This is a genomic window from Streptomyces sp. RK9 (assembly GCF_045070545.1).
GTDB classification, from domain to species: domain Bacteria; phylum Actinomycetota; class Actinomycetes; order Streptomycetales; family Streptomycetaceae; genus Streptomyces; species Streptomyces alboflavus.
This window is the reverse complement of sequence record NZ_CP173704.1, coordinates 302,862-326,708: the sequence shown is the minus strand read 5'-3', so window position 1 is coordinate 326,708 and position 23,847 is coordinate 302,862. Positions and strand designations below refer to the sequence as shown.

Annotated in this window: 20 protein-coding genes and 2 pseudogenes; 8 read left to right on the top strand and 14 right to left on the bottom strand. The window is 71.9% G+C overall.

What is annotated here, in order from left to right:
• Positions 1 to 178 precede the first annotated feature (178 nt).
• Positions 179 to 2,605, top strand: coding sequence for a D-alanyl-D-alanine carboxypeptidase (locus AB6L24_RS21560; RefSeq protein WP_405657531.1), 2,427 nt, complete (start codon positions 179 to 181; stop codon positions 2,603 to 2,605).
• Between the two features lie 106 nt (positions 2,606 to 2,711).
• Here AB6L24_RS21560 and AB6L24_RS21555 read toward each other — a convergent pair whose 3' ends face one another.
• The 6 genes from AB6L24_RS21555 to AB6L24_RS21530 form a co-directional block, all read right to left on the bottom strand.
• Complete coding sequence (locus AB6L24_RS21555; RefSeq protein WP_405657530.1) at positions 2,712 to 4,376, bottom strand: hypothetical protein; 1,665 nt, start codon at positions 4,374 to 4,376, stop codon at positions 2,712 to 2,714.
• Positions 4,377 to 4,613: 237 nt separating this feature from the next.
• On the bottom strand, positions 4,614 to 5,936 hold the full coding sequence (locus AB6L24_RS21550; protein WP_405657529.1) for an alpha-glucoside ABC transporter substrate-binding protein: 1,323 nt from the start codon (positions 5,934 to 5,936) through the stop codon (positions 4,614 to 4,616).
• Complete coding sequence (locus tag AB6L24_RS21545) at positions 5,933 to 7,039, bottom strand: hypothetical protein (RefSeq protein WP_405657528.1); 1,107 nt, start codon at positions 7,037 to 7,039, stop codon at positions 5,933 to 5,935. Before AB6L24_RS21545 ends, AB6L24_RS21550 begins: the two co-directional genes overlap by 4 nt.
• A 298-nt stretch (positions 7,040 to 7,337) precedes the next feature.
• Entirely contained in the window at positions 7,338 to 9,683 is a 2,346-nt protein-coding gene (locus tag AB6L24_RS21540; protein ID WP_405657527.1) for a tetratricopeptide repeat protein, read from the bottom strand.
• A 147-nt stretch (positions 9,684 to 9,830) separates the two neighbouring features.
• A complete protein-coding gene (locus tag AB6L24_RS21535; RefSeq protein WP_405657525.1) occupies positions 9,831 to 10,751 on the bottom strand; it encodes a MerR family transcriptional regulator in 921 nt (306 codons plus the stop codon).
• A gap of 24 nt (positions 10,752 to 10,775) precedes the next feature.
• A complete protein-coding gene (locus tag AB6L24_RS21530; RefSeq protein WP_405657524.1) occupies positions 10,776 to 12,755 on the bottom strand; it encodes a transglycosylase domain-containing protein in 1,980 nt (659 codons plus the stop codon).
• Between the two features lie 176 nt (positions 12,756 to 12,931).
• Here AB6L24_RS21530 and AB6L24_RS21525 point away from each other — a divergent pair, with 176 nt between their 5' ends.
• The gene (locus AB6L24_RS21525) at positions 12,932 to 13,462 is read left to right on the top strand and encodes a hypothetical protein (RefSeq protein WP_405657523.1); all 531 of its coding nucleotides are present in this window, start codon (positions 12,932 to 12,934) and stop codon (positions 13,460 to 13,462) included.
• Between the two features lie 354 nt (positions 13,463 to 13,816).
• The gene (locus tag AB6L24_RS21520; RefSeq protein ID WP_405657522.1) at positions 13,817 to 14,938 is read left to right on the top strand and encodes a GNAT family N-acetyltransferase; all 1,122 of its coding nucleotides are present in this window, start codon (positions 13,817 to 13,819) and stop codon (positions 14,936 to 14,938) included.
• Between the two features lie 71 nt (positions 14,939 to 15,009).
• Here AB6L24_RS21520 and AB6L24_RS21515 read toward each other — a convergent pair whose 3' ends face one another.
• From AB6L24_RS21515 to AB6L24_RS21495, 5 genes are all read right to left on the bottom strand, one after another.
• Positions 15,010 to 15,561 (bottom strand): sugar O-acetyltransferase, encoded by a 552-nt coding sequence (locus AB6L24_RS21515; RefSeq protein WP_405657520.1) that lies wholly within the window; start codon positions 15,559 to 15,561, stop codon positions 15,010 to 15,012.
• Positions 15,562 to 15,815: 254 nt separating this feature from the next.
• Positions 15,816 to 16,514, bottom strand: a complete 699-nt coding sequence (locus tag AB6L24_RS21510) for a GAF and ANTAR domain-containing protein (protein WP_405657519.1) — start codon at positions 16,512 to 16,514, stop codon at positions 15,816 to 15,818.
• 66 nt (positions 16,515 to 16,580) lie between these two features.
• Positions 16,581 to 17,354, bottom strand: coding sequence for a GAF and ANTAR domain-containing protein (locus tag AB6L24_RS21505; RefSeq protein WP_405657518.1), 774 nt, complete (start codon positions 17,352 to 17,354; stop codon positions 16,581 to 16,583).
• A 203-nt stretch (positions 17,355 to 17,557) separates the two neighbouring features.
• Entirely contained in the window at positions 17,558 to 18,124 is a 567-nt protein-coding gene (locus AB6L24_RS21500; RefSeq protein ID WP_405657517.1) for a Uma2 family endonuclease, read from the bottom strand.
• 101 nt (positions 18,125 to 18,225) lie between these two features.
• Positions 18,226 to 18,585: a MerR family transcriptional regulator gene (locus AB6L24_RS21495; protein WP_405657516.1), complete on the bottom strand. Its 360-nt coding sequence runs from the start codon at positions 18,583 to 18,585 to the stop codon at positions 18,226 to 18,228.
• Between the two features lie 112 nt (positions 18,586 to 18,697).
• Between AB6L24_RS21495 and AB6L24_RS21490 the strand changes: the two genes are divergently transcribed.
• The 4 genes from AB6L24_RS21490 (at position 18,698) to AB6L24_RS21475 (ending at position 20,859) form a co-directional block, all read left to right on the top strand.
• Positions 18,698 to 19,294 carry a DsbA family protein gene (locus AB6L24_RS21490; RefSeq protein WP_405657515.1) on the top strand — a complete coding sequence of 199 codons (597 nt, stop codon included), beginning with the start codon at positions 18,698 to 18,700 and terminating at the stop codon, positions 19,292 to 19,294.
• Positions 19,295 to 19,395: 101 nt separating this feature from the next.
• Positions 19,396 to 19,944, top strand: coding sequence for a deaminase (locus AB6L24_RS21485; protein ID WP_405657514.1), 549 nt, complete (start codon positions 19,396 to 19,398; stop codon positions 19,942 to 19,944).
• A gap of 65 nt (positions 19,945 to 20,009) precedes the next feature.
• The gene (locus AB6L24_RS21480) at positions 20,010 to 20,330 is read left to right on the top strand and encodes a DMT family transporter (protein ID WP_380845754.1); all 321 of its coding nucleotides are present in this window, start codon (positions 20,010 to 20,012) and stop codon (positions 20,328 to 20,330) included.
• Between the two features lie 73 nt (positions 20,331 to 20,403).
• Positions 20,404 to 20,859 carry a DMT family transporter gene (locus tag AB6L24_RS21475; protein ID WP_405657513.1) on the top strand — a complete coding sequence of 152 codons (456 nt, stop codon included), beginning with the start codon at positions 20,404 to 20,406 and terminating at the stop codon, positions 20,857 to 20,859.
• A 110-nt stretch (positions 20,860 to 20,969) separates the two neighbouring features.
• Here the strand turns inward: AB6L24_RS21475 and AB6L24_RS21470 are convergent.
• Both AB6L24_RS21470 and AB6L24_RS21465 read right to left on the bottom strand, forming a co-directional pair.
• A pseudogene (locus tag AB6L24_RS21470) lies at positions 20,970 to 21,439 on the bottom strand (nucleotidyl transferase AbiEii/AbiGii toxin family protein).
• The gene (locus AB6L24_RS21465; protein ID WP_405657512.1) at positions 21,436 to 21,783 is read right to left on the bottom strand and encodes a transcriptional regulator; all 348 of its coding nucleotides are present in this window, start codon (positions 21,781 to 21,783) and stop codon (positions 21,436 to 21,438) included. The pseudogene AB6L24_RS21470 and the gene AB6L24_RS21465 overlap by 4 nt, the downstream one beginning before the upstream one ends.
• A gap of 127 nt (positions 21,784 to 21,910) precedes the next feature.
• Between AB6L24_RS21465 and AB6L24_RS21460 the strand changes: the two genes are divergently transcribed.
• A complete protein-coding gene (locus AB6L24_RS21460; RefSeq protein ID WP_405663624.1) occupies positions 21,911 to 23,200 on the top strand; it encodes a hypothetical protein in 1,290 nt (429 codons plus the stop codon).
• 52 nt (positions 23,201 to 23,252) lie between these two features.
• Here the strand turns inward: AB6L24_RS21460 and AB6L24_RS21455 are convergent.
• Positions 23,253 to 23,474 (bottom strand): annotated as a pseudogene (locus AB6L24_RS21455) (hypothetical protein); the annotation flags it as partial.
• Between the last annotated feature and the right edge of the window lie 373 nt (positions 23,475 to 23,847).

Sequence of the window (23,847 nt, the reverse complement as noted above, 5' to 3'; positions counted from 1 at the left end):
GGGAGACGCACGACTGCGCGCCGCGGTTGCCGCGTGGGTCGCGGGATCCGAGGAAACCGAGTCGGGTGCGGAGTCCGGTGCCGGGTCTGCTTCTGGGGCGGATGAGGCTGCTGAGGGTTCCGGGGCGGCTGAGGGGGAAGGTTCCTCCTCGGGTGAGCCGGAAGGTTCCTCCTCGGACGTGGCCGGGTCCGCGGTCGACATGGCCACGGCCGTGTTCACGGCTGCGCGGCCCGAGACGCGGGCGGACGACGCCAAGGACGACGACGGTGCGCGGGGCGAGGGCGGGAAGTCCGAGGGTGCCGAGGCCGACGACTCCGCCGACGCCGAGCCGGAAGACCCCCGGGTCGACCGGGCCACCGCGGTGTTCACGACCGTACGGCCGGGTGGGAACGGCAAGTCCGACGCCGGGCCGAAGGCCGACGCCGAGCCCGAGAGCGCCGAGCCCGAGAGCGCCACGGATGCGGACTCCGACGCCGACGCCGAGCCCGCCGCCAAGGCCGAGCCCGCGCCGAAGGCTCCGGTGAAGTCCGACGCCACCCTGACGCTCACCGCGAAGGGCGCCGCCAAGCCGAACGCCGACGCCGAGCCCAAGGCCGACGCCGAGCCCGAGCCCAAGCCCAAGGCCGACGCCGAGCCCAAGGCCGACCCGAAGCCCGAAGCCGACGCCAAGGCCGACGCCAAGCCGAAGGCCGCCGAGAAGCCGAAGTCCGCCGACGCCAAGCCGAAGGCCGACGACGCAGAGCCGAAGGGCGACGACGCCGAGCCGAAGGCCGCCGAGAAGCCGAAGTCCGACGACGCCAAGCCGAAGACCGCCGACGCCGAGCCGAAGGGCGACGACAAGCCCAAGGCCGACGACGACAAGCCCGACGCCCCCAGCGGCCCGCTCGACCAGGCCACCGCCGTCTTCAAGGCCGTCCGCCCCGCCTCCGCGGGCGTGGACCAGCCGACGACGATGCTGAAGCTCGGCGACGTACCCGCCGAACGCAAGCCGAAGTCCGACGACGCCGCGAAGCCCGCGGCCAAGGCGGCCAAGGCAGCCGGGGCACCTGAGTCGGAGTCCGAGCGCACCAGCAAGTTCGTCGCGCTCAAGCCGCTCGACGAGCCCCGCGTGAAGCCCGAGCCGAAGGCGCAGCCCGCTCCGGGCACGAAGCCGGGCGCGAAGCCCGGCCAGGAGGGCAAGGCCCTGCCCGGACAGGCCGCCGCGCAGGCCTCGGCCCCGGCGGGCGCACCCGCACAGGCCCAGCAGGGAGCGGGCACCCCGGTCCAGGCGCCCCCGCCCGGAGACCGCACCAGCCAGCAGCCGATGCCCCCGCTGCCGCCGCTCGACCTGCTCGCCGAGCTGACGAACACGCCGCCGCCCCCGGAGACCCCGACCCGCACCATCGTGCGCCGGGTCAAGATCTGGACGCCGCTCGTCGTGCTCCTCGCGATTGTGTTCGCAGTCGCACAGGCGTTGCGTCCGCTTCCGGAGCCGAAGCTGACCCTGACGGCCGCCACCACGCACTCCTTCGAGGGCGGCAAGCCGTCGATCCCGTGGCCCGAGGACGGTCAGGCGGCCATGGACGTCGACGGCATCGGCAGCTTCGGCTCGTCCGGGAAGCAGAAGCCCGTGCCGATCGCGAGCATCGCCAAGGTGATGACGACCTATCTGATCCTGCGCGACCACCCGATCAAGAAGGGCGGCGACGGCAAGACCATCGAGGTCGACGCCGAGGCGCAGCGGCACTACGAGAAGGGCAAGCCGGCCAACGAGTCCGTGGTCAAGGTGACCGAGGGCCAGAAGCTCACCCAGTACGAGGCCCTGCAGGCCGTGATGCTGCCGTCGGCCAACAACGTGGCCCGGCTGCTCGCGCGCTGGGACAGCAAGGGTTCCGAGGACAAGTTCGTCGCCAAGATGAACAAGACCGCCAAGGAACTCGGCATGAAGAACACGCACTACACGGACCCCAGCGGCCTCGACAAGACGACCGTGTCGACCGCCGAGGACCTGGTGAAGCTCGGCCGCGTGGCGATGGAGAACCCGACCTTCAAGGAGATCGCGGGCCAGCGCAGCTACGAGGACATCAACGGCGACAAGCAGGACAACTACTTCGGTCTCGTCCCGACCGTCGCCATCGGCATCAAGACCGGCACCACGTCGGCCGCGGGCGGCAACATCCTCTTCGCTGCGGAGAAGCGCGTCGGCGGCAAGACCCACATGGTCATCGGCGCGGCCCTCGCCCAGTTCGGTTCGCAGGGCGTGGCCAACATCGACAAGGTCACCAACGTCACCAAGGACCTGATCGCGGCCGGGCAGGACGCCCTCAAGGCCAAGACCGTGGTGAAGAAGGGCCAGGTCGTCGGCGAGATCGACGACGGCCTCGGCGGCACCACGCCGGTCGTCGCCACCAAGGACGTCACCGCCGTCGGCTGGTCCGGCCTGACCGTCAAGGCGGAGCTCTCGGACGGCGGCAAGACGCCCCCGCACTCCGCGAAGGCCGGGACGGTCGTCGGCCGCCTGCTCGTCGGTGACGGCACCACCAGCGGCGCGATCAAGGTTCCGGTGGCCCTGCAGAAGGACCTCTCCGAGCCGGGCCTCGGCGCGAAGCTGACCCGCGTGAGCTGACGCGCGACGCGCACGAGAAGGGGGTGGGGGTGAGCCGGCCGGCCCACCCCCACCCCCTTCTCGTACTCCCGAAGACTTCTCGTACTCCCGAAGAGCAGGTCCCGCGCTAGTCCTTGTCGGGCTCCGGCTCGCACTTCGGCTGCGGCCCCGACGGGCCGCCGTAGTTCGATGCGATCCGCACATCACCGGGCTTCTTCACCGTCAGGCGCGTGAAGTCGCCCTCCTTGTAGAGGCAGCCGCCCTCCGCCCACAGCCACGGCGAGTAGGCGACGCGGACGGTGACCGAGCCGGGCTCGGACATGCGGACGGTGAGGTGGGCGCCGTCGGCGGTCACCACGGAGCCGGGCTTGTCGACCAGCGGGACGGCGTCCTTGACGCGGTAGATCCGCCAGTTGTCGTCGTGCCAGACCTGGTCCAGATAGCTCGGCTCGCTGGTCACCAGGTCGTGCTCGCGCTCGGCGGCGCCGTCGGGGCGGCCGTCGCCCTTGTAGAGCACCACGAAGCCGACGGCCCAGTGGTTCAGCCAGGCGCGGTAGGAGGACGACGAGAACATGCCCTCCTTGACCTCCGAGACCGGGCGGCCCTCGTAGAACAGGCGGCCGCGCTCCACGTCGGCCTGCCGGTTCCAGCCGCGCGCCATGTTGATGTACGGCGACAGGACGGCGGCCTCGCGGTGGTCGCGGGCCGGGACCACCTCGACGCGGGTGCGCTCGGCGCCCAGGCGGTTGAGCTCCTTGACGACGCCGTCGGTCTCGACGGCCCAGGTGGGCACCTTCGTGTACGCCACTATGTCGGCGGTCGTCTTCACCGACACCCAGATGAGGGACAGGACGATGGCACAGATCAGCACCGTGCGCTGCCAGATGTGCCGCGGACTGCCGCTCGGCCGCAGCAGCCGTACGGAGGGGAACGCCCGGTTCAGGAGGGCGGCGACCAGTATCGGCGGGGCGGCGATCTCGGCGAAGCGCTCCACATTGGTGCCGATCGGCGTGGGGATCAGCCAGGTGAGCACCACGCCCACCGCGTACACCCCCGCGCCCATCTTCAGGAGCTTCCAGGAGCGCGGCGCCGCCAGGATCACGACCCCGCACAGCAGCACCGGCGGAAAGATCCGGATGAACGCCATCGGCTGCTCCCCCTCGAAGGGGAACAGCCAGGTGGTCAGGCCGACCACGACGAACGGCGGCAGGATCAGGGCGAGCGCCGGGCCCCACTGGCGTTTCAGGAGGTGCGCGGCGCCCACCACGACGAGGAACAGGCCCGCGACCGGGCTGCCCATGGTCGCGAGCGCCGCGCAGGCCGTGGCGGCGGCGACCCGCAGCCTGTTGGTGGGGCCGGTGGCCGCGAGGACCGCGCCGACGCCGAAGGCGACGCCCAGCATGAAGGTGGCACGGCCGCACACGACCTGGCACCACAGCGAGAAGCCGACGACGATCGAGGGCCACAGCGGTTTGCGGATGCCGCTGCGCATGATCAGCGCGATGGCCATCCAGGTGGCGGCGAGCCCGGAGGCCGCGGCCACCGTCCGCACGCCGAACGCGGCCATGAGGTACGGCGAGATGACGCTGTAGTTGGCGGTGTGCAGGCCGCCGTACCAGAAGAGGCTGTACGCCGAGCCCGGGTAGCGCCGGGCGAAGCCCGCCCAGGCCTCCTGCGCGGCGAGGTCGCCGCCGCCGGTCGCGAAGACCGTCCACCACAGCAGATACAGCGGCAGCAGGCCCGCCATGATCATCAGTGGCATGCGGTACCGCTCGTACCAGGGTTCGCGCATGCCGCTGCCCCGGTCGGCTCGGCTGAGTGACGGGGAGGACAGTTCGGCAGAGGCCACGGTCGGCGGTCCGTTCGGCTGGCTGGGGCAACTCCTTCGGAGTAGACGCTAACCGCTGCGGAATGGTTGGCAGACAGCGACCCCAGGGGCCCGGTCCACGCCAGTATGCAACCGAATGTCTGTTCCCGCAGGTCGTTCCGGGCCTGGTCGGGCGGCGTCGCCGGGCGGGTGTGGGGCGGCTCACCCCGCCGGGGGCGCGCAGAGGAGGTCCGGGGTGAGGCCTCCGCCGCCGGTCTTCGCGCGGGCGGTGTCGAGCTGGCCGAGGAGGGTGTCGAGACGGGCGGCCGAGGGGTCGCGGAAGTAGCGGAGCACCGCGCGGTGGAAGGCGTCCCGCAGTGCGGGCGGCATCGCGTCCGAGGCGTCGAAGCAGAGCGCCTTCGCCCCGCCCGTGAGGATCGCCGCGACCTCGTCGCCGCCCGGGTCGGTCGGCCGGGGGTCGCCCGCGCCGGGGAAGAACGGCCGCAGCTCCGGCTCGGCCTCCTCGTGCCACAGCCGCCGTGCCTCGCCGCTCGAAAGCCGCTCGACCAGCTCGCGGGCCGCCGGGCCGCCCCGGAAGGCGGCCGCCATGTCGCCCGCGACCTCGTAGGTGTCGTCGTGGCCGGCGGGCCCGGGCAGGAACCGGGCCGAGGGATCCACCCGCACACCCCCGCCACCACCCCCTTTTGCGCCCTCTTTACCCTTCGCTTTCGCATACAGATAGCGGATGAAGGCGCTCTGGTGCTCATGCGTGCAGTCCAGCTCCGGCGAGTTGAGCAGCCCTCGGGGGCGCGGCCGCTCGGCGTCCGGGTCCTCGGTCCCCTCGTACGACGTGGTGAGCGACAGGTCGACCGACTTCCTCGACCGCTCGCCGAGCAGCCGCGCCCACGCGGTCCAGGCCCCCCGCACCTCGGGGCTGCTCCAGTCCAGCTTCCCGGTCGCCCACCGGGCGTAGGCGTCGGGCCCGGACCGGTGCAGCACCAGGTCCTCGATCCAGTCGGTGCCGGGCCACCCGGAGGTCGCCTGCGAGGCGAGCCCGACGCACCACCGGGGCACACGCTCCTCCCCGCCCCCCTTCCCCTGCTCCTTCTTGCTCCAGACCAGACTCTTCAGGTCGACCTTGAGGGGGACCCAGTAGGTGCGGTGGGAGCCGTCGACGTCGATGCGGGGGGCCCAGGGCGGGTGGCCGGGGGTGTCGAGGGGTTCGAGGAGGTTGGCGCGGGCGTACTCGGTCAGCTCGCCCAGGCTGTTGAGGACGGCGACGTCCGGCGGGTCACCGGCCTGCAGCTGGGCGACGAGGGTCTCCCGCAAGGAGCGGGTGCCGCGGTACGCGTACGTCTTGCCGGTGCCGTCGTCGAGCCGCTTCAGCATCGCCTCGAACGCGATGCCCTCCGCGCCGGTCCACGGGCCGAGGACGACGAGGGTGTCGCGCCTCTCGGCGGAGCAGCCGCCACTGGTGAGGGCGGCGACGAGGGCGAGGGCGGTGAGCCCGGAGGCCACGGCTCTGCGCCGGGTGCGGCGGGTCACGGGGCGGCTCCCGGGCGGGTGAGGCGGACGTACTCGCGGCGGTAGGAGTGCAGGGTGGCGCCGGTGACGGCGGCGCTGAGCAGACCCGCGGGGACCACCCAGGCGGGCGCGGGGCCGAGGAAGGCGAGGCGGCCCTCGGCCAGTTCGCGGTCCACGGAGTCCTCCAAGGCGGAGATGACGTACCGGTCGGGGGCGGCGAAGGGGTGGGCCTCGGCGGTGGACTCGATGCGCGGTGAGGTCTTCGTGGACAGGGCGCGGGCGGTGGACTCGGCGGCGCGCTGGGCCTTCTGTACGAGGACGGCGTCGGCGGCGAGGAGGGGCAGCGCGAGCAGCGGCAGGGCGGCGGCGAGCAGGGGCAGGCTGACGTGGAGCCGGAAGCGGTGGTGCAGGAAGACCTGGGTGCGCCACAGGCCGTGGACCAGGAGCAGGAACGCGACGCCGGAGACGGCGAACGCGGCGAGGACGTCGGCGCCGGGGTCCGCGCGGTCGGCGATGCGGTCCTGGAGGGCGCGTTCGAGGGCGGTCACGCGGTCGACGACGGCGGTGGCGGTGGAGCCGGTGGCGGGGCGGCAGACGAGGGTGACGGGGTCCACGCGGGAGGAGCACAGGATGCTGCGGGCGTACGCGAGGGAGGCCTCGCGCAGGGCGCGGTCGGAGGCGTTGGCCTGGGCCCAGGCGGTCCAGGTGCCGTAGTCGGCGACGAGGCCCGCGACGACGTCGAGGTCCTGGCGCTCGGAGGTGGAGAGGGCGCCGCTGCGGGCCACCTGGTTCAGGCGCTGGGTGGCGCGGGTGGTGCGGGTGCGGTAGCGCTCGCTGAGGCCGCTCAGCTCGACGGCGCGGCCCGCGCGCAGGCTGTCGGCGGCCTCGCCGTCGGCGATCTGGAGCGACGCGCGGGCGTCCGCGAGGTCGCCGAGGGCGGGGGCCGCGCGGTCCTGGATGTACGCGGCGTCGGCGCGGACGGTGGTGTGGGCCCAGGCGAAGGGGGTGAAGGCGAGGACGGTGAGGAGGGGGAGCGCGACCAGGCGCTCCCGCAGGTAGGCGTGGTTGCGGCAGCCCCGGACGCCGGGCGCCCACACCCACTTCCACAGGACGGAGGGCTTCACGGGCGCCTCCGGTCGGGGTGGGCGCGGGACCCGGTGGCGGTGTGGCGGGGCCGGGCCCCGGCGGTGCTGCCGCCGCGGACGCGCCGGGCCGTCGTGACCACCGTTCCCCGAGCCGTCGGCCCCGCCCGAGCGGGGAAGGACCCCGGCGCCCCGCGGGACGACTGCCCCCGGGGACGGCGGCAGGGTGGCGGCGAGCACGACCGGAGGGCGGTCGCGCTCGCTCGCGGCGCCTCGGTTCCCGCCGGCCCGGGGCGTCGGCCCTGCGGTGGGCGGCCCGCGGGGGCGGTCGAGGGGGATCTCATCGGGCGCCCCTGTGGTGGCGCAGGCCGAAGGGGCGGATGGCGTAGGCGCGGTCCAGGAGGAGCTCGGCGAGGGGGGTGTCGGAGCCCGCGGGGTCGCGGGCCGCCTGCTGGGCCAGGCCCACGCAGAAGCGGGAGAGGTCGACCCGGACCTGCCGTTCGGACACGGGGAAGCACAGCCTGACGTCCGCCCCGCGGGCGACGTCCCGCAGCCCCGCCGCGGACACCGCGCCCCCGCTCAGGAGCGCCCGCGCCACCTCCCACACCTGCGCCCGCATCCGCAGCCGCGCCTGCTCGTCGGTGAGCCCGTGCGCGTAGAAGAGCCGGCCGAGGCGCCGCACCACCTCCGCCAGGTCCTCCGCGCCCCGCGCGTGGTCCGCGCACACCCGCACCGCCCCGACCCGCGCCGCCGTCCGGTACCGCGAGTGCTGCGCCACCGCGTCCAGGGCCTCGACCGCGTAGGCGAGCGCCCGCGGCCCGCCGAGCGCGAGCCGTGCCCGCGCCGCCCCGAACGCCGCCCCGCCCAGCGAGGGATTGCGCACCCGCACCGCCTCGTGGAACGTGAGCGCCTCCCGCCACCGCCCGAGCCGCTCCGCGCAGTGCCCGAGCGCCAGCTTGGGCGCGTACTCGCCGGGGATCGCGGCGTACACCCGGTCGAAGTGCCCGCGGGCGAGCGGCACGTCGTCGGCGGCGAGCGCGAGCAGCCCGCGGTGCCAGGCGAGCCGCCAGTCGTACGGGGCCGCGCCGGGCCCGATCGCCCGCTCGGCGCGGACCAGGGCGACGGCGGCGTCGTCGAGGCGCGGCGGCACCTGCGCGTCAGGACGCAGCGCGATCCGCAGCAGCAGCCGGCAGCGCAGCAACTGCACCTCGGGCGAGCCCGGCCACTCCGTGGTGTGCTGGAGCAGCGCGGCCGGGTCGTCGTCGCCGAGGCGGCTCAGCTCGGCGTGGCGGGCGTCGTCGGGATCGGGCCGGGGGACGGGCAACTGCTGCGCCAGGTCCGAGGGTTCGGGGGCCTCGTAGGGGGCGGAGTCGGAGTCGGTCGTGCGGGCCACGCGGATGGCGGCATCCCCGGCATCCCCGGCATCCCCGGCCCACCGCGACAGCGGCGCGGGCACCCCGAGCCCGCCGTCCAGCGCGTACGCCGACTGGAGGAAGAGCGGCGACGGCTCGAACGTCTCCGCGCGCAGCCGCAAGGAACGCAACTCCCGGAAGACACCCCGCAGTTGCTCGTCCATCTCGCGGGCCGTGGCGAACCGGTCGGCGCGGTCGGGGCGGGTGGCCCGGCGCAGCGCGCGGGCGAGGGAGAGCAGGCCGAGGCCGAGGCCGTCGGGCGGCAGGGGCACCGTCATCAGCTGGGTGGCCCGGTCCTGCGGGGGCCCCGGCGGCTCGGGCGGGCCGTCCGGGCGGGGCAGCGGCGGGAGTCCGGCGAGGTCGTCCAGATCGCCGAGCCCGCACAGGTGGCGCAGCGTCTCACCGAGGCTGTACAGGTCGTCGGCGCCGGTGGACTCGCCGCACGGGCCGACGGTGGGCGCGCGGTAGTCCGTGGAGGTCAGGCCCGGCGCCCCGGCCCGCCGCACGCTGCCGACGTCGACGAACTTGACGGCGGACCCGTCGTGCATGACGTTCGACGGCTTCAGGTCCCCGTACACCTTGCCGCGTTCGGGCGCGTGCAGATACCCCAGCCCCGCCAGGAACCGCACCCCGTACGCGAGCACGAACTCGTAGAAGCGGGAGCCGCCGAACTCCTCCGGGTACAACTGCGCCCGCGCCCGCACCTCTTCGAGGGTCGGGCCGTCCACGTACTGCAGGACGAGGAAGTCGCCCACGTCCGGATGGTGCCCGTAGTTGAAGACCCGGATGATGTCCTCGTGGTTGAGCTCGACCAGCTCCTGGCGCTCGCGCGCGAGGGGGTGGTCGGGGGAGTCGGGCGCGGGCTGCGGGGCGCCACCGCCCTCGACGTTGTCCGGGCGCAGGATCTTGATGGCGACCTCGCGCCCGCCGACCTTCGTGTCGAGCGCCAGATACACCTCGCCCATGCCGCCGTAGCCGAGCGGCCGCACCACCCGGTACTGCCGGGCGAGCAGCCGGTCGGGCGGCAGCGGCAGGCCGTCGAGCGCGTCCGGGTCGTCGCCGCGCGAGACCGCCCGGTCCAGCAGGGTGATCTCGGGCAGGACGGTCGGGTCGGGGCTCTCCGGGGGCAGCTCCACGCGGGCGGCACGTGGCGGCGGCCCGGCGACGAACAGGGGCGGCAGGGAGGACTCGGGGGGCTCGGGGCGCGACTCGTCGCCCCAACCCGACCCGTGTCGCGTCGAGTTGGGGCCGGAGTCGGTCCCGTCCCCCTTCATGTCTCACCAGAATAGGTGTGGCGGGGGGACGTTGACGCCCGTGCGACATCAAGTGAAGTACGGGAGTCCATAAGGAATGTGACTGATCATCAAGCTGCGACCGCCGACGCCGACGCCGATGCCGACCGCCGACGCCGACCGGCATCCTCACGCCACCGGGTACGCCACATCGCACACGTCGTCCCCGGGCCCCGCCGCGTCCCAGTCCGTGAAGTACACCTCGCGGCACGGGCCCGCCTGGCGCAGGCCCTCCCGCGCGATCCACTCCTCGACGGCGTCGTACGCGCCGATGATCTGCGGATAGGCCACCTGCGCCTTGGTGATGCGGGCGTAGGCCAGGCGCCAGGCGGGCTCGACGCGGGCCCGGACGTCCCGCTGCCGCCCCTGCGCCTTTGCCCAGGCGCGGGCCGCCTCGGGGTCGGCGACGGGCACGCAGGCCTCGGCGGGGCCGTCGCTGTCCTCGGTGACCTCGGCGTGGTAGATGACGAACGGCGAGGTGGTGACGCCGCCGCAGAGCTCGTCGGCGACCTGCTCCAGGCGCCCGAGCGAGGCGTCGATCCAGGTGGACAGCTCATGCGTGAACACATGGCGCCGCTCGCAGAGGACGAAGGCCTCGGGGACGTCGGCGGTGCGGATCTCGAACGTGCCGTACATGGTGGGACTCCTTCCCGACAGCCGGCCACGGAGGTAGTCCACGAGGGTGCGCTGGGCGGCGATCCGCTCCTCGACACCGGCCCAGTACGCCCCGAGGGCCGCCGCCGCGGCCGCGTCGTCGAGCCCCATCAGCGCCCCGATGTCCGCGAGCGGCATGTCGAGGCGGCGCAGGAGCGCGACGGTGCGGGCCCGCTCGACCTGTTCGGGCCTGTAGTAGCGGTAGCCGGTCGCCTCGTCCACGTACGCCGGGGGCAGCAGGCCCTGGCGGTCGTACAGGCGCAGGGCCTTGGCGGACAGACGGGTGCGGGCGGCGAAGGCGCCGAGCTTGAGGAGGCCGGGCTCCCTGCCGGGTTCCGGCCTGCCGCCGGGTGTCGGTTCGCTGTCGCGTGCGTGCTCTCTGCCGGGTGCGTCCACGTGGTCATTCTCCGTGACCGGCGGTCACCGGTCGCCGAAGGCGGCTGCCTTCGACGCCCCGAGCTTCGACCCTGACCCAGGGGCAAGGTCAACGCCGAGCAGCGAGTCGCGCCAGATCCGCTCGGTGAGGGCGTTGCCGTGCCGCGACCCGCGCCCGCCGACGTCGGACAGCGGCTGGAGGAGCGGATCGCGCGGGCGCAGCCGGAACAGGGTCACGGCGGTGGACACCTTGGGCGTGTACCCGGCGAACCACGCCGACTTCAGCCGGTCCTTGTCGTTGGTGCGGCCCGCCGCGACGGGCGCCCCGTCGACGCCGGAGACCTTGCCGAGGCTGTCCCTGGCGACGTCCCGGAGCGCGGTGTCGACCTGGGTGGCGACGCGCGAGTCCAGGGCGCGCCGGGTGCGCGGCGGTTCGAGGCCCTCGATCTGCTCGCGCTCCTCACCGTCCCCCTCGGCGTCGCCGTCCCTGGTCACCGACGTCACCGAGTACGGGTCGTGCTGGAGGCCGCCGCGCGCGAACGTGCCGTACGCGCTCGCGAGCCGCACGGCGCTCGGCGTGGACGTGCCGAGCGCGAACGAGTCGTCGGACCGCGCCATGCTCGACTCCAGCATCCCCGCGTCCACGGCGACCTCCCGCACCCGCCCCATGCCGGTCTCCTCGCCGAGCTTCTGGTACGTGGCGTTGCCGCCCTCGACCAGGGCCTCGCCCGGAGTCATCCCGCCCGGGCCCTCGCTGTCGGCGCGCAGCCCGTCCTGGAGGGCGGCGGCGAACACGAACGGCTTGAACGCGGAGCCCGCGGGGACGCCGGAGGTGTCGGCGTTGTTGCTGAAGTGGCGGGTGGCGTCGGCGCCGCCGTAGGCCGCGAGGAGCGCGCCGTCCTGGGTGCGCACGGAGGCCGCGCCGATCTGGACGCCCTTGTCCTGCGGGCGCTTCTTCGGGTCGAGTCCGTCGAGCGCGCGCCGGGCGGTGCGGGCGAGCTGGTGCACGCGGCGCTTGTCGAAGGTGGTGTGGATCTTGTAGCCGCCGAGGGCGAGGTCCTTGTCGGTCAGGCCGGTGCGCTGCTTCAGGTACTTGTTGGCGATGTCGACGAGGTAGCCGGTCTGGCCGTAGTGCCCGCTGAGGCTGGTCGAGCGGGACTCCTTCTGCGGCTCGGGGAACTTCTTGTACCGGGCGCGCTCCTCGGCGCTCATCCGGCCGACGGCGACCTGCCGGTCCAGGATCCAGGCCCAGCGGGCCTTCGCCCGGCGGTGGTTGGCGGCGCCGCCGGAGGGGTCGTACATCTCGGCGCCCTTGAGGAGGGCGGCGAGGACGGCGCCCTGGCTGGCGTTCAGCTGGCGCGCGGGCACTCCGTAGTACGCGTGCGCGGCGGCCTCGATGCCGTAGGCCCCGCGCCCGAACCAGCTGCTGTTCAGATACCCCTGGAGGATCTCGTCCTTGGTCTTGCGCTGGTCCACCTTCAGCGAGATGACGAACTCACGGACCTTGCGCGTCATCGTCTGGTCCTGCGACAGGTAGGTGTTCTTCACGTACTGCTGCGTGATGGTGGAACCGCCCTGCGTCTCCTGGCCCTTGACCATGTTCATCACGGCCCGCCCGAGCCCCATCGGGTCCACCCCGGAGTCGGTGTAGAAGCTCGCGTTCTCCGCCGCGATGACCGCGTCCCGCACGGACTCCGGGATGTCGTCGAGCTTCACGTTCTGCCGGTCGACGTCCCCGGTGCTGACCATCTGGGTCCCGTCGGCCCAGTAGTACACGTTGGCCTCACGGCTGGCCGCGGCGTTCTCGTCCGGTATGTCCACGGTGACGTACACGTACGTGAAGACCCCCGCGAGCCCGCAGGTGCCGAGCAGGAAGGTCCCGAGCCACTGCCGCCACGACGGCAACCACCGGCGTGCGCCCCGGCGTCCTTGTCGCGGATAGTCGATGAGCCGCCGCCGACGACGCCGCGTCCGGGTCGTGATCTTCCTGGCGTGCGCGCGTACGCGTTGCGCGTGTGTCCCCATGATCCAAGAGAGTGCCCCTCGGGGAACGCGGGTTGTGCGTCAAGGTGTCAGCGGCACGTAACAGTGGGGCAGGGCGCGGTGACTTGAGGGCACTTGGGCTCGTCAGGCACCATCTCGTACGGCTGGCCCGCTCTCGTACCCTTGACCGTGTCGATCTTCGATCAGGGGAGCGCGCCATGAACGGTAACGGCAGCGGCGACGGCGTCGGTGACGGCGGTACGGGGACGACGGGCGGGGCATGTGAAGGCGAGGTGCTCTGGGCGGCCCGCACGGCGAGCCCCGGTCTGCACGCGCTCGCCGCGGTCGCCGGGGCGGTGGTCCTGGTCGCCCTCGCCCTGACGCTCGGCGGGGCGACGGCACCCCTGTGGGCCCTCGCGATCCCCTTCGCCGTCGTCGCCGTGACGACCCTCTGCTGCGCCTCCGTCCAGGTCGTCGTGACCGTCGACGGCCTGAAGGTGGCCTTCGGTCCCCTCGGCCTGCCCGCCCGCCGCTGGCGCGCCGCCGACATCGAGTCCGCCCACGCCGAACACCGCAGGCCGTCCCAGGTCGGCGGCTGGGGCTACCGCCTCAGCGGCCTTGGTACGACGGTGATGCTGCGGGCGGGGGAGTGCCTGGTGATCCGGGCCAGGGGGAAGGACTTCGCGGTGTCGGTGGACGACGCGGAGCGGGGCGCGGCGGTGGTGAACGGGCTGCGGGAGGGTGCGTGAACGCGCGGTGAAGGTGGTCGCCGGGATGCCTCAGGCCCCAACAGAAGGGAACTTCCCCGTCGTTGCCGGGGAACTCGCGGCACTCTTGAGGAGTGCCGGGCCGCTCGGGGGTACTCGGCGTGGGCCGTCGGCGACCCGGGAGAGCCCGGCACGTCGAACACCGAGGATGAGCGCGACGGGAACGACACCACACATGACATGACGCGACGCGCGTGAAGCGCGTCAGGGGGAACTGGGGGGAGCAGTCGCCCATGCGACGCAGCGATACCGATCCACGCGTCTTACCCGCCCTACGGGCCCGCACTGCGACCGGGATGTCCCTCGCGGAGCCTGTGGAAGGACGGTTGACCTGAGGTGGACATAACGAATCACAGGCCCGAGGAGCTGAGTCCGTCGCTCCGCGGTGCCTGGTACCGGGCGATGGAGGAGTCGCCCGAATACGCCAACCCGTTCCTGGCACCGGAGTTCGCGGCCGGTGTGGGCCAATGCCGCGGCGGCGCACGGGTGGCGATCATGCACGAGGGCGGGGAGCCGGTCGGCTTCTTCCCCTACGAACGGGGCCCCTTCGGCGTCGGGCGTGCGGTGGGCCTCGGCCTCTCCGACTGCCAGGGCCTGGTGCACCGCCCCGGGATCACCTGGGACCCCCAGGAACTCCTGCGGGCCTGCGGCCTGTCCGTCTTCGAGTTCGACCATCTCGTCGAGGAGCAGAAGCCGTTCGGCGAGTACGTCACGGGGACGTTCGCGTCGCCGGTCGTGGACCTGACGCACGACGAGGGCGGGGCGGACGACGGCGACGGCTACGCGCGCTGGCTGCGGTCCTCCTATCCCGGCCTCGCGAAGACGACCCTCAAGAAGGAGCGCCGTCTCAGCCGCGACCTCGGCGAGATGCGGTTCGTCTTCGACGACCGCGACCCGAGGGTGCTGCGGCAGCTCATGGACTGGAAGTCGGCGCAGTACCGCAGGACGGCCCGGATGGACCGGTTCGCGAAGCCGTGGATAGTGGACCTGGTCAACCACTTCTTCCAGGTCCGGCACGAGCACTTCACCGGGGTGCTGTCCGTCGTCTACGCCGGGGACCGGCCGGTCGCGGCGCACTTCGGGCCGAGGTCGAGCACGGTGTTCGCGGCCTGGTTCACGGCGTACGACCCCGAGCTGCGCTACTACTCGCCCGGACTCATCATGCACCTGAGAATGGCCGAGGCCGCGGGCCGCCGAGGCGTGCGGATCATGGACCTCGGGCGCGGCGACAAGGAGTACAAGGACTGGCTCAAGACCCGCGAACTCCGCGTCGGCGAGGGCTTCGCGGCCCGCCCGCACCCGGTCGCCCTGGCCCACCGCCTCTGGCGCCGCCCGGTCCGCGGCCTGCGCAACACGGTCCTCGCCCACCCCCGGCTCCGCAAGCCGGCGGACCGGCTCCTGAAGACGGTGGGGGCGGTGCGGACCTCGGGGGTCGTGGGGGCGGTGGGGCGGCGCTGAGACCTTGGGGGTGGGCCGTGGCCTGGCCGGCGGCCACGGTCCACCCGTGCGGCCATGGCCCCGAGCGTGCCTCAGCCGACCGTCTTGACCACCCGGGCGGGGACACCCGCGACCAGGGTGCGAGCGGGAACATCACGCGTGACCACCGCACCGGCGGCGACGACGGAACCAGCACCGATGGTCACTCCCTGCATGACCATGGCGGCCGCCCCGATCCAGACGTCGTCCTCGATGACGATCGGGGCGAAGGCAAGGTACTCGCGGCGCTCGGCGAGAGGCAGCGGGTGCCCGCCGGTGATGAGGCTGACCTTCGGGGCGATCATGACGCGGTCGCCGATGTGGATCCCGCCCTTGTCCATGAACGTGCACCCCTGATTGACGAAGACGTTCTCCCCGAACGTCGTGTTCAGCCCGTTCTCCGTGAAGAACGGCGGATAGATCGTCACCGTCTCCGGCAACGCCCCACCGAACACCACCGAAAGCAGCTCCGCCCGCCCCGCGCTGTCACTGAACGGCAGCACATTGAGCCGAGAGGTCGCATCGGTCACTTCCGCGATGCGCTCCGCGTGACGCGCGAACTCGGGTGTCCGGACGTAGAGGGTCTGATCTGTGCGAGTGGCCATACGGGGATCCCAGCACCCCGGGGAAGGCCCGATCAAACAACCTCAGGGGAGGCGAGACACAACCACTGGTTGTTTCGGCAGGCCGGCCGGGCCCGGATGCCTCATGAGCCGACGCCGAGCAACACCTCGGCTGGGACGCCTGCCTCGGCGTCCCCCGCCCCGACGGCTCCCCGTCCCCGCTCGCCTGCCGGGTGGTCCCGCCACGGTGACCGGGCGACGAGGCGGTCCGCCACGAGCCCGCCCGAACTCCCCTGTCACATCCCCGAGTTGCCCAGGAGCGACTGGTGGTGCACGACGTCGTGGGCGACGTCGAGGATGGGGCGGTCGTGGGTGAAGGCGTAGGCCCGCAGGCGGGCGAGGGCCTGGTCGATGGGGATGTCCAGGCGGACGGTGAGGGCGCCCGCCGCCTGGTGGATCAGGGCGCGGTGCAGGGGCAGCGGATTGTGGCTGCCCATGTCGTTGGTGCCCTCGGGGGTGAGCAGGATGAGGGTGGCCGCCTCGGCGAGGGCGAGGGTGTCGGTCATCTGCTCGCGGGTGAGGCGGCCGGGGGAGGAGTGGTGGCCGGTGAGGGCGCCGAGGCGGATGGCGCCCAGGTGCAGCGGCAGGGCGAAGACGGCGCGGATCGGCTGCTCGCGGGCGGCGGGCAGCAGGGCGGGCCAGCGGTGTTCGGGCAGGGCGCGCAGGTCCGGCACCAGGACGGGCTCGCTGGTGCGTGCGGCGTCGCAGGTGGGGCCCTCGCCGAGGGTGTACTGCAGGTCCTCGAAGGCGGTGCCGGTGCTGTCGGCGGGGTCGTGCCAGACCAGTTCGAGACCGGCCTTGTTGAGCAGGGAGATGGTGAGGCCGTCGAGGCCGAGCGCGGCGGCGCACCGGGCGGCGGGCAGGGCGGTGAACCCCTGGCCGGCCCGGGTGGCCGCGGCGAGCAGCGTGCTGAGGTCGGGAACGGGGGCGGGCACGGCGGGTACTCCTTGACTGGGGGACGCAGTGCGCGCGGCGATGCGGGCAGCGGTGGGCGGCGGGGATCAGGGCGGATGCGGGGCCTCGAGCGGCGTGGCGAACAGCCGGATGTTCGCGGTGCCTTCGACGACCTGTGCGCACAGCCGGGTCAGGGAACGCCGGTTGGCCCGCGCGTGCGCGCGGAGCCGGTCGAACGCCGCGTCGGGCGAGAGGTTGAGATGGGCGACGAGGACACCTTTGGCCTGTTCGATGACGATGCGGCTGTTGAGCGCGGTCTGCAGCTGGCCGGTCCGCTCGGCCTGGTCGTGGGCGAGGCGCTGGTGCAGGATGCCGATGGTCGCCGCGTCCGCGAGGGCCTGGCCGAGGCGCAGGTCGGCCGGGGTCAGGGAGTCGGGGCTGGTGTGGAAGAGGTTCAGCGCCCCGATCACCTCCTCGCGAAGCCGCAGCGGCACCACGGCGACCGCGACGAACCCGGCGGCGCGGGCCGCGTCGGTGAAGCGCGGCCACTGGTCGGCGGCCTCCGGCCCGGTCAGGTCCACGGGGCCGATCCGCTCGTGCTGGAAGCAGCAGTCCCGGCACGGGCCCTCGTCGAACTCCAGCTGTGCCTCTTCCAGTTGGTGCGCCGCATGCGTGGACGCCGTGACGTCGACGAGCCGCCCCCGCGCGTCGACCATGACCACCCCGGCCGCCGCCACATCCAGCAGCTCGACCACGTGCCCCGTCAGGACGTGCAGGAAGTCGACCAGATGGAAGCCGTCCACCAGCGAGTCCGCGAGCTCCAGAAAGGCCCGCGCCAGCCGCTCGTCCCGCTCGGGCTGCGCCATCTCGATCTCCCTCACGCCGCTCGGTGCGCACCTCGCCCGCTCCGGCGGGGGACGGTTCACACCCTGTGGCCATTCTGCTGCTCTCCGTGCGGCCCCGGTATGGGAACGGAACGATTTCGGCAGTGGAAGGGGGGCGAAGGCAGGCGCGCGGCGACGCAAGCCAGAGGCATGTCGCTCACGGGCTGACCGCTGTGACCGGTGCGTGGTCAGATACGCGGTCAGATCTGACCGAGGTCGATCTCCACCGGGAAGGGGGCCGCTGCCTTCAGGGCGCCGGTGAACACGTCTCCGTCCCGGTAGGCCTTCGTCGCGGGGTCGAGGACGTAGGTGTACACGAGCGGAACGCCTGTCGCGGCCTGCTCGATCCGCCAGTAGAAACCGATGCCGGCCTTGGCGTACTGGTCGACCTTCACGATCCGGTCGGTGGTCTCCGAGCCCGGCGACACCACCTCCGCGACCAGCAGCACGTGCTCGGGCCGGGTAGGGGTGATGTCGATCGTGTCAGCGCGGTACACGACGACGTCCGGGCGGCGGTTGGTGAGGGGGACGTCCTGAAGACGGACGTCGAAGTCCGTGTCGGCGTTCCAGTCCGGGCCGGATGCGGCATCCAGGGCGTTCGCCAGCACCCGGGCCAGCCTGTTGTGCCGCTTGGACGCGCTCGGACGCACGACGACCATCCCGTCCACGATCTCGATGCCGGCGCACTGTTCCTCGGACCAGGACTCGTACTCCTCCGCCGTGATCTGCTCATGCATCCACGCCGGGGCCACCATCTCGGCCGTCATGAGGCGCCTCCCTGGCACTGTGCTGCGGGGCCGATCCCGTTGGCTTCAGCGTACTGTCCGCCCCCTGGCAGGGGCGTGTGCTGCTCGGCCCCGCGGGCTGATCACTGGGCTCGGCCGGGCAGGGCGGTCTCGGCGCGGAGCGCCTGCAGGGTCTCGAGTTCGCGGTCGATGTCGCGCCGTTTGGCCTCCAGGCGCTCGGCCTCCTGGGCGAACAGCTGCTCCATGACGCCGTTGCGCTCGTCGAGCGGAGCCTCCATGCAGGGGAGGACTTCGTCGATGGTGGAGCTGCCCAGGCCGGCGGCGAACAGGTGCTGGATCATGACGACCCGCTCGACCATGGAGTCGTCGAAGTCGCGCCACCCGCCGGGGGTGCGCTCGGAGCGGATCAGCCCGTGCTGCTCGTAGTACCGCAGGGACCGGGTGCTGACGCCGCTGGCAGCCGCCAGCTCACCGATGCGCATGAGACCTCCTGAACCGTGCGCCGACTCCCGTTCCTTGAAGTTGACGCCGGTGTGAAGTTACACGATCTGGGTGTCGCACCCACCGGGGGTGCCCGGGGAAGCGGAGCTCGCCGTGACTGCTCAGATCCATCTGTGGTCGGACTACGTCTGCCCGTTCTGCCTGATCGCCGACGAGATGATCGAGCGCGCGATCGCCGGCAGGACCGATGTCGAGGTCGTCCACCACCCGCACGAGCTGCGTCCCCGTCCGACCCCCACGCTGCGACCGGAGGACCCGTACCTGCCCGACATCTGGGAGCGGGCCGTCTACCCCATGGCACGCCACCACCAGGTGCCGATGCGGCTGCCGACCGTCTCGCCGCAGCCTTACACCGAGTTGGCGTTCCTGGGCGCCCAGTACGCCGCGGAGCAGGGGCGGGCCCACGCCTACCACCGGCGCGTGCTGACGGCCTTCTTCCGCGAGGACCTCGACATCGGGGACCGCGCGGTCCTGGCCCGCGTGGCCGAGGAGGCCGGACTCGACCCGGCCGCCTACACGGCGGCGCTCGACGACCCGGTGTACGCCGAGCGGCACCGGCAGGAGCTGGCCGAGTCGGCGCGGATGGACATCACCGTCGTTCCCACGCTCGTCATCGGCACCCGGCGTGTCAACGGCGTCGCCACCGAGGGCGTGATCCGGCGGGCGCTGCGGGAAGCGGTCGCCGCATGAACGCCGAGGGTGGGCGTCGGATGACCGTGGAGGGCGGTCGCCGTACGACCTCCGTGAGTGGCCGTCGTATGACCGCGGAGGGCGGTCACCGTACGACCTCCGTGAGTGGCCCCCGTACGACCGCGGAAAGCGGCCCCCGCACGACCGCCGACACGGCCCGGCTCACCGCGCTGATGGCCGACGCCGTCGAGACCTGCGTCCGCCGGGTCCAGTCCGGCGGTGTCCCCTTCGTCGGACTGCTCGTCGCCGCCGACGGGTGGATCTCCGCACCCGGCGTGAACCTCGTCCACGAGACCGGCGACCCCACCGCCCACGCGGAGATCGTCGCCCTGCGCCAGGCCGTCCGGGACCGCGGCAGCTCCGCCCTGCGAGGAGCCACCCTGCTGGCGACGGGCGAGCCGTGTGCCCTCTGCTACCGCGCCGCCGCCGCTCACGGCATCGCCGCCGTCCACTTCGCCGTGGACCGCGACACCGCCGCCGCGTGGGGCTTCGACTACCGGGCCGGCTACGCGGCCGAGGCGACGGATCGGCTGCCCCTGGCGGCAGCGGCCACCCACCTGGCCGTGGACCGGGGCCTGGCCCCCTTCATCCGCTACGCCGACCTGCACGGCCACGACGTGACGCTCCCCTCATCACCCACGACCACGTAACGCACGACCACGCAACCCACGACCACGTAACCCACGACCACGCAACGCACCTAAGGACACCCGTCATGCACTGGCTCTACCTCTCCCTCGCCGTCGTCTTCGAGATCACCGTCGCCATCACCGCGGGCAGGGCGCAGGGCTTCACCCGGCCCGGCTGGACCGCCGCCACGCTGGTCAGCGGCGGCATCGCCACCTACCTCCTCAGCCAGGCGCTGCTGACCTTCGAGGTCGGCGTCGGCTACGCGATCTGGACGGCCGTCTCCGGCGTCGGAATCGTCGTGCTCGGGGCCCTCGTCTTCGGGCAGCGCCTGGACTGGCGCAAGTTCCTGGGCATCGCCGCGGTCATCGCGGGAGTCGTGGGCCTCCAGCTCAGCGGAGCGGCCTGACCCTCCCGGAACCTGCGCCAACTCCCAACCCCCGCCCCCTCCCCGCCGACAACATCCTGAGGAAGAAACTCACATGACCACCACCGCTGCCTCCACCTCTGCCACCAACGCCTCCACCACCTCCGCCACCACCGCCACCACCGAGAACGTCACAGCCCGCAGCGCCAGAGCTCGCGCCTGGCCGATCCTCCTCCTCGCCGGAGCCTTCGAGATCGCCTACGCCTTGGCGGTGGGAGGCAGCGAGGGCTTCACGGTGCTCTCCTGGTCCCTGATCGCGGTCGTCTTCTTCCTGCTGACGCTCTTCTCCCTGAGCCTGGCCCTGCGCACCATCGACGTGGGCATCGGCTACGCGGTCTGGGCCGGCATCGGCGCGGTGGGAGCGGCCCTGCTCGGCCCGGTCTTCTTCGACGAGACCCTCACCCCGGTCAAGGTCCTCTGGCTCACCCTGATCATCGGCGGCGTCGTCTGGCTCAAGCTCTCGGACCGCCCCCAGCAGCCGCAGACCGAGCAGTCCGCACACCAGCAGTGACCCCTGCGCGGCTGCCGCACCCCGCAGACAGAACGACTGAGGCCCAGGCCCGGAGCCCCACTCCGTGTCCTGGGCCGCAGTCGTTCTGACCCGGCATCGAGTCAATCGAGTCATTCGTCATGAGGGGCTTCCAGTTCAAGGAGCCGCTCGGAGATGTCGGCGGCCCACTCCTGAGCACATCTGCGCAGCCCGACGATCGCCTGTTCGTCGAGGTTGTAGGCGGCGAACTCGGTGTCGTCGATCCAGTCCGTTAAACAGGTGGACGCCAGAGGGCTTCCTTGAGGACGTCGACCTCGCGCTCCTCGCCGCTGTGCGGATCGGTGACGATCAACCGTGCGGAGAGTGGGTCGGTCTCCAACGCCCTTACCTGCCAGCCTCGTTCCTCAAGTCCGGCGCGCACGGTGGCAGCGATCTTCTCCATCGCCTCGGGATTCTCGGTGGCGACGTCGAGGTCCTGGCTGAGGCGGTCGACGAGGCCGTGGGCCTGGACGGCGTAGCCACCCGTGAGCGCGAGTGGATAGGGGGTGCCCACGGTCAGTACGTCTGCGAGCAGGCGCCGATGCAGTTCGGTCAGGTTCATGCGACAGCCTGGGTGCGCCGGGCCAGCTCGGGGAAGGCGGCTTCCCAGACATCGCGGAGGTCCCGGTTGATCAGTGTGCGCAGGGTTGGCCCCATGCTGACGAGCAGCTCCTGGTCGAGGTACTGGATCAGGTCGTCATGGAGGCCCTCGGCCAGGACGATGCGATAGCAGCTCATGCGTAGGCGCGGCTGTTCAAGGTCGAACTCGGTCAGCCCGGACCGTGCCAGGTGCAGCGGCAGGCTTACGGTCCCGTGGGCAGGACCGGCGAGCATCGCGAGCTCGCCGGGCAGCCGCCGGGCGAACTTGGCTCGGCGGAGCTCGGAGACGTCGGGCGGTGAGGCCATGCCTCGAATATTGCCTGAGGGGCCATGAGTCGCAGGTCGTTCGCGTATCACCCAAACGGAACGGGACGGCTGGACGGCCCGCTCTGGCCACACCAGCCATTCTGTGGCGATGGCAGGGACGCATGCGATGGCGGAGCTGAGAAGTACGGTGCGGTGGGTCCTGCTCGCAGTGGGGCTGTGTGCGACCGCGCTCGAATTGGGAATGCTCGGTGCGGCAGACGTGTCAGGCGCACTCACGTACGCCGGAAGGATCAGCGGTGTCGTATTTCTGGCGGCTGCGATCCTGGAGGTGTCGGCTCTTTTTGCCTTGGTCAATCTCCGGCGACCAGACGCAGCGAGGTATTCCGCTGCTCTTGTTCTCGTGGGTGTCTTGTCATCACTGCTTGCGAACCTGGTTCTGTTTTTCCTTCAGCTGGATGGTTGGGGTTACACGCACTACCTCTGGTTCTGGGCCGTGCTCCTGCCGTGGTCTTGCTGGGCTCTGTGGCGGCTGCACCGCGTCGGCATCTGGAGACTGATTCCCCATGCCAAGGGCTTCGCGGTAGGGGTGGCTCTGACCGGCGTCCTCGCGGTGGCCAACTTCACGCACACGCAGATCTACCAGCCCTACACCTCGCCGGCCATGCTCTCGAACTCGGTGGAGTTCGGAACGGCGACCGTGACCAACCGTGGTGTCAGTCTCCCCGTGCGAATTCGGACCCGGAACACGGGGAGTGTGGGTGTGTACGTCCTCGGCTCCCTGTACCAGGTGACAGGGCGGAAGGATTCCTTTGTGTCGGATCCGAGGAAAAAGCGGGAATGGCTCCAGGATCTCAACAGTCGCCAGCGGGAACTCATGCGGTACACGGATGTCAGAAAGGAAGGCTACGAACTCCTGGCGCAAGGGTCGTTCGTCGGCAGGAGCGTGCCGGCACATGTGTTGGAGCCAGATGCGGAAATGGTGACGGAGAAGGTCGTTCAGTTCCCGCCCGGAGCCGGCTACGACGTGCTGGGTGCCACCGCGAACATTACGTATCTGAGGAAGGACCGGGCGAAGCTCGTCGACAACTACAGCAGATCGGGGCGCAGTTCCTGGACCGAGAAGTACGAGTGCTGCTCCGACGCGGCGCCGCCGCGATGGGTCGCCAACGAGGGAGTACCCACCTTCCGCTTCCGGTCACGCATCATGCACAGCAGTGCCGTCCTCGAGAACACCAGAGCTCCGCACTACGTCACACTCTGGTGGGTGCTGAATGAACCTGCGTCCGAATCGCAATTCGGGCCGGATCTGGTGTCGATGATCGGACCCGAAGACGCCCAGAAGCGCGAGCCGACCCCCGCTGAGCTGCGCCGGATGAAGGACAGATACGGGCTGGCACACGCTCCCAGCGGGACGGTACAGAAGAGCCTGGCTGAACTCTTGGAAAAGGACCTATGAGCTCCCCCAGGGCAGCGGAGTCCAGTTCAGCCGTACCGTCGACGGCCGAGAGCCATAGACGGGGCTGCTCGCCGCGCGCTTCGTCGTCGTGCCCGAGGCCGATCTGCACGGACATCAAGAGGGCTTCGAGGCTCGGGCTCGTCTCTGCAGGAGCAGACAGACGCACCGGGGTGCTGACATGGCTCCCGACTGCCTCCGCGTGGGGATCGCGGGCGCACCAACTGGGGCACTCCTGCTCGGCCGGGTGCAGGGGCAGAACTGTCGTGGTGGACATGATGTCTCCTTTGCTGGGAGTGACTTCCTGTCCAGCAGTTTTGATCCCGCTCATGGGCATCACGCCCTAAACTCGCAAACTGGATATACGGTCCGTTCGTCCAGTTCAGGCTGTCCCCCGGGCGGCCGAAGGCCGCCGATGCGCTGCGACGGGGGAGAGGTAGGGGGCATCGTCGCTCCTCCTGGGCCCGAACCGTTGGCAGTGAGCGCTTTCCGCCTTGATGTGCCTCGTCCGCCCAGCATGTGAGCCCTGCGTCGGCGAGGCCTTCGTTGATCTCGTCCTGGAACGCCGCAGAAACGATCACCGACAACGCCCACCCATCCGAGCACGCACAAGGGCCGATGATCACCGAGATCACCGGCCCTTGGCCTAC

What these genes read in the sequence shown, in the direction of transcription:
- AB6L24_RS21555 (WP_405657530.1), bottom strand. Translation starts at nt 4,376, where the DNA reads ATGCGCGAACCCTGGTACGAGCGGTACCGCATGCCACTGATGATCATG.
- AB6L24_RS21540 (WP_405657527.1), bottom strand. Translation starts at nt 9,683, where the DNA reads ATGAAGGGGGACGGGACCGACTCCGGCCCCAACTCGACGCGACACGGG.
- AB6L24_RS21530 (WP_405657524.1), bottom strand. Translation starts at nt 12,755, where the DNA reads ATGGGGACACACGCGCAACGCGTACGCGCGCACGCCAGGAAGATCACG.
- AB6L24_RS21525 (WP_405657523.1), top strand. Translation starts at nt 12,932, where the DNA reads ATGAACGGTAACGGCAGCGGCGACGGCGTCGGTGACGGCGGTACGGGG.
- AB6L24_RS21515 (WP_405657520.1), bottom strand. Translation starts at nt 15,561, where the DNA reads ATGGCCACTCGCACAGATCAGACCCTCTACGTCCGGACACCCGAGTTC.
- AB6L24_RS21500 (WP_405657517.1), bottom strand. Translation starts at nt 18,124, where the DNA reads ATGACGGCCGAGATGGTGGCCCCGGCGTGGATGCATGAGCAGATCACG.
- AB6L24_RS21495 (WP_405657516.1), bottom strand. Translation starts at nt 18,585, where the DNA reads ATGCGCATCGGTGAGCTGGCGGCTGCCAGCGGCGTCAGCACCCGGTCC.
- AB6L24_RS21480 (WP_380845754.1), top strand. Translation starts at nt 20,010, where the DNA reads ATGCACTGGCTCTACCTCTCCCTCGCCGTCGTCTTCGAGATCACCGTC.
- AB6L24_RS21475 (WP_405657513.1), top strand. Translation starts at nt 20,404, where the DNA reads ATGACCACCACCGCTGCCTCCACCTCTGCCACCAACGCCTCCACCACC.
- AB6L24_RS21465 (WP_405657512.1), bottom strand. Translation starts at nt 21,783, where the DNA reads ATGGCCTCACCGCCCGACGTCTCCGAGCTCCGCCGAGCCAAGTTCGCC.
- AB6L24_RS21460 (WP_405663624.1), top strand. Translation starts at nt 21,911, where the DNA reads ATGGCGGAGCTGAGAAGTACGGTGCGGTGGGTCCTGCTCGCAGTGGGG.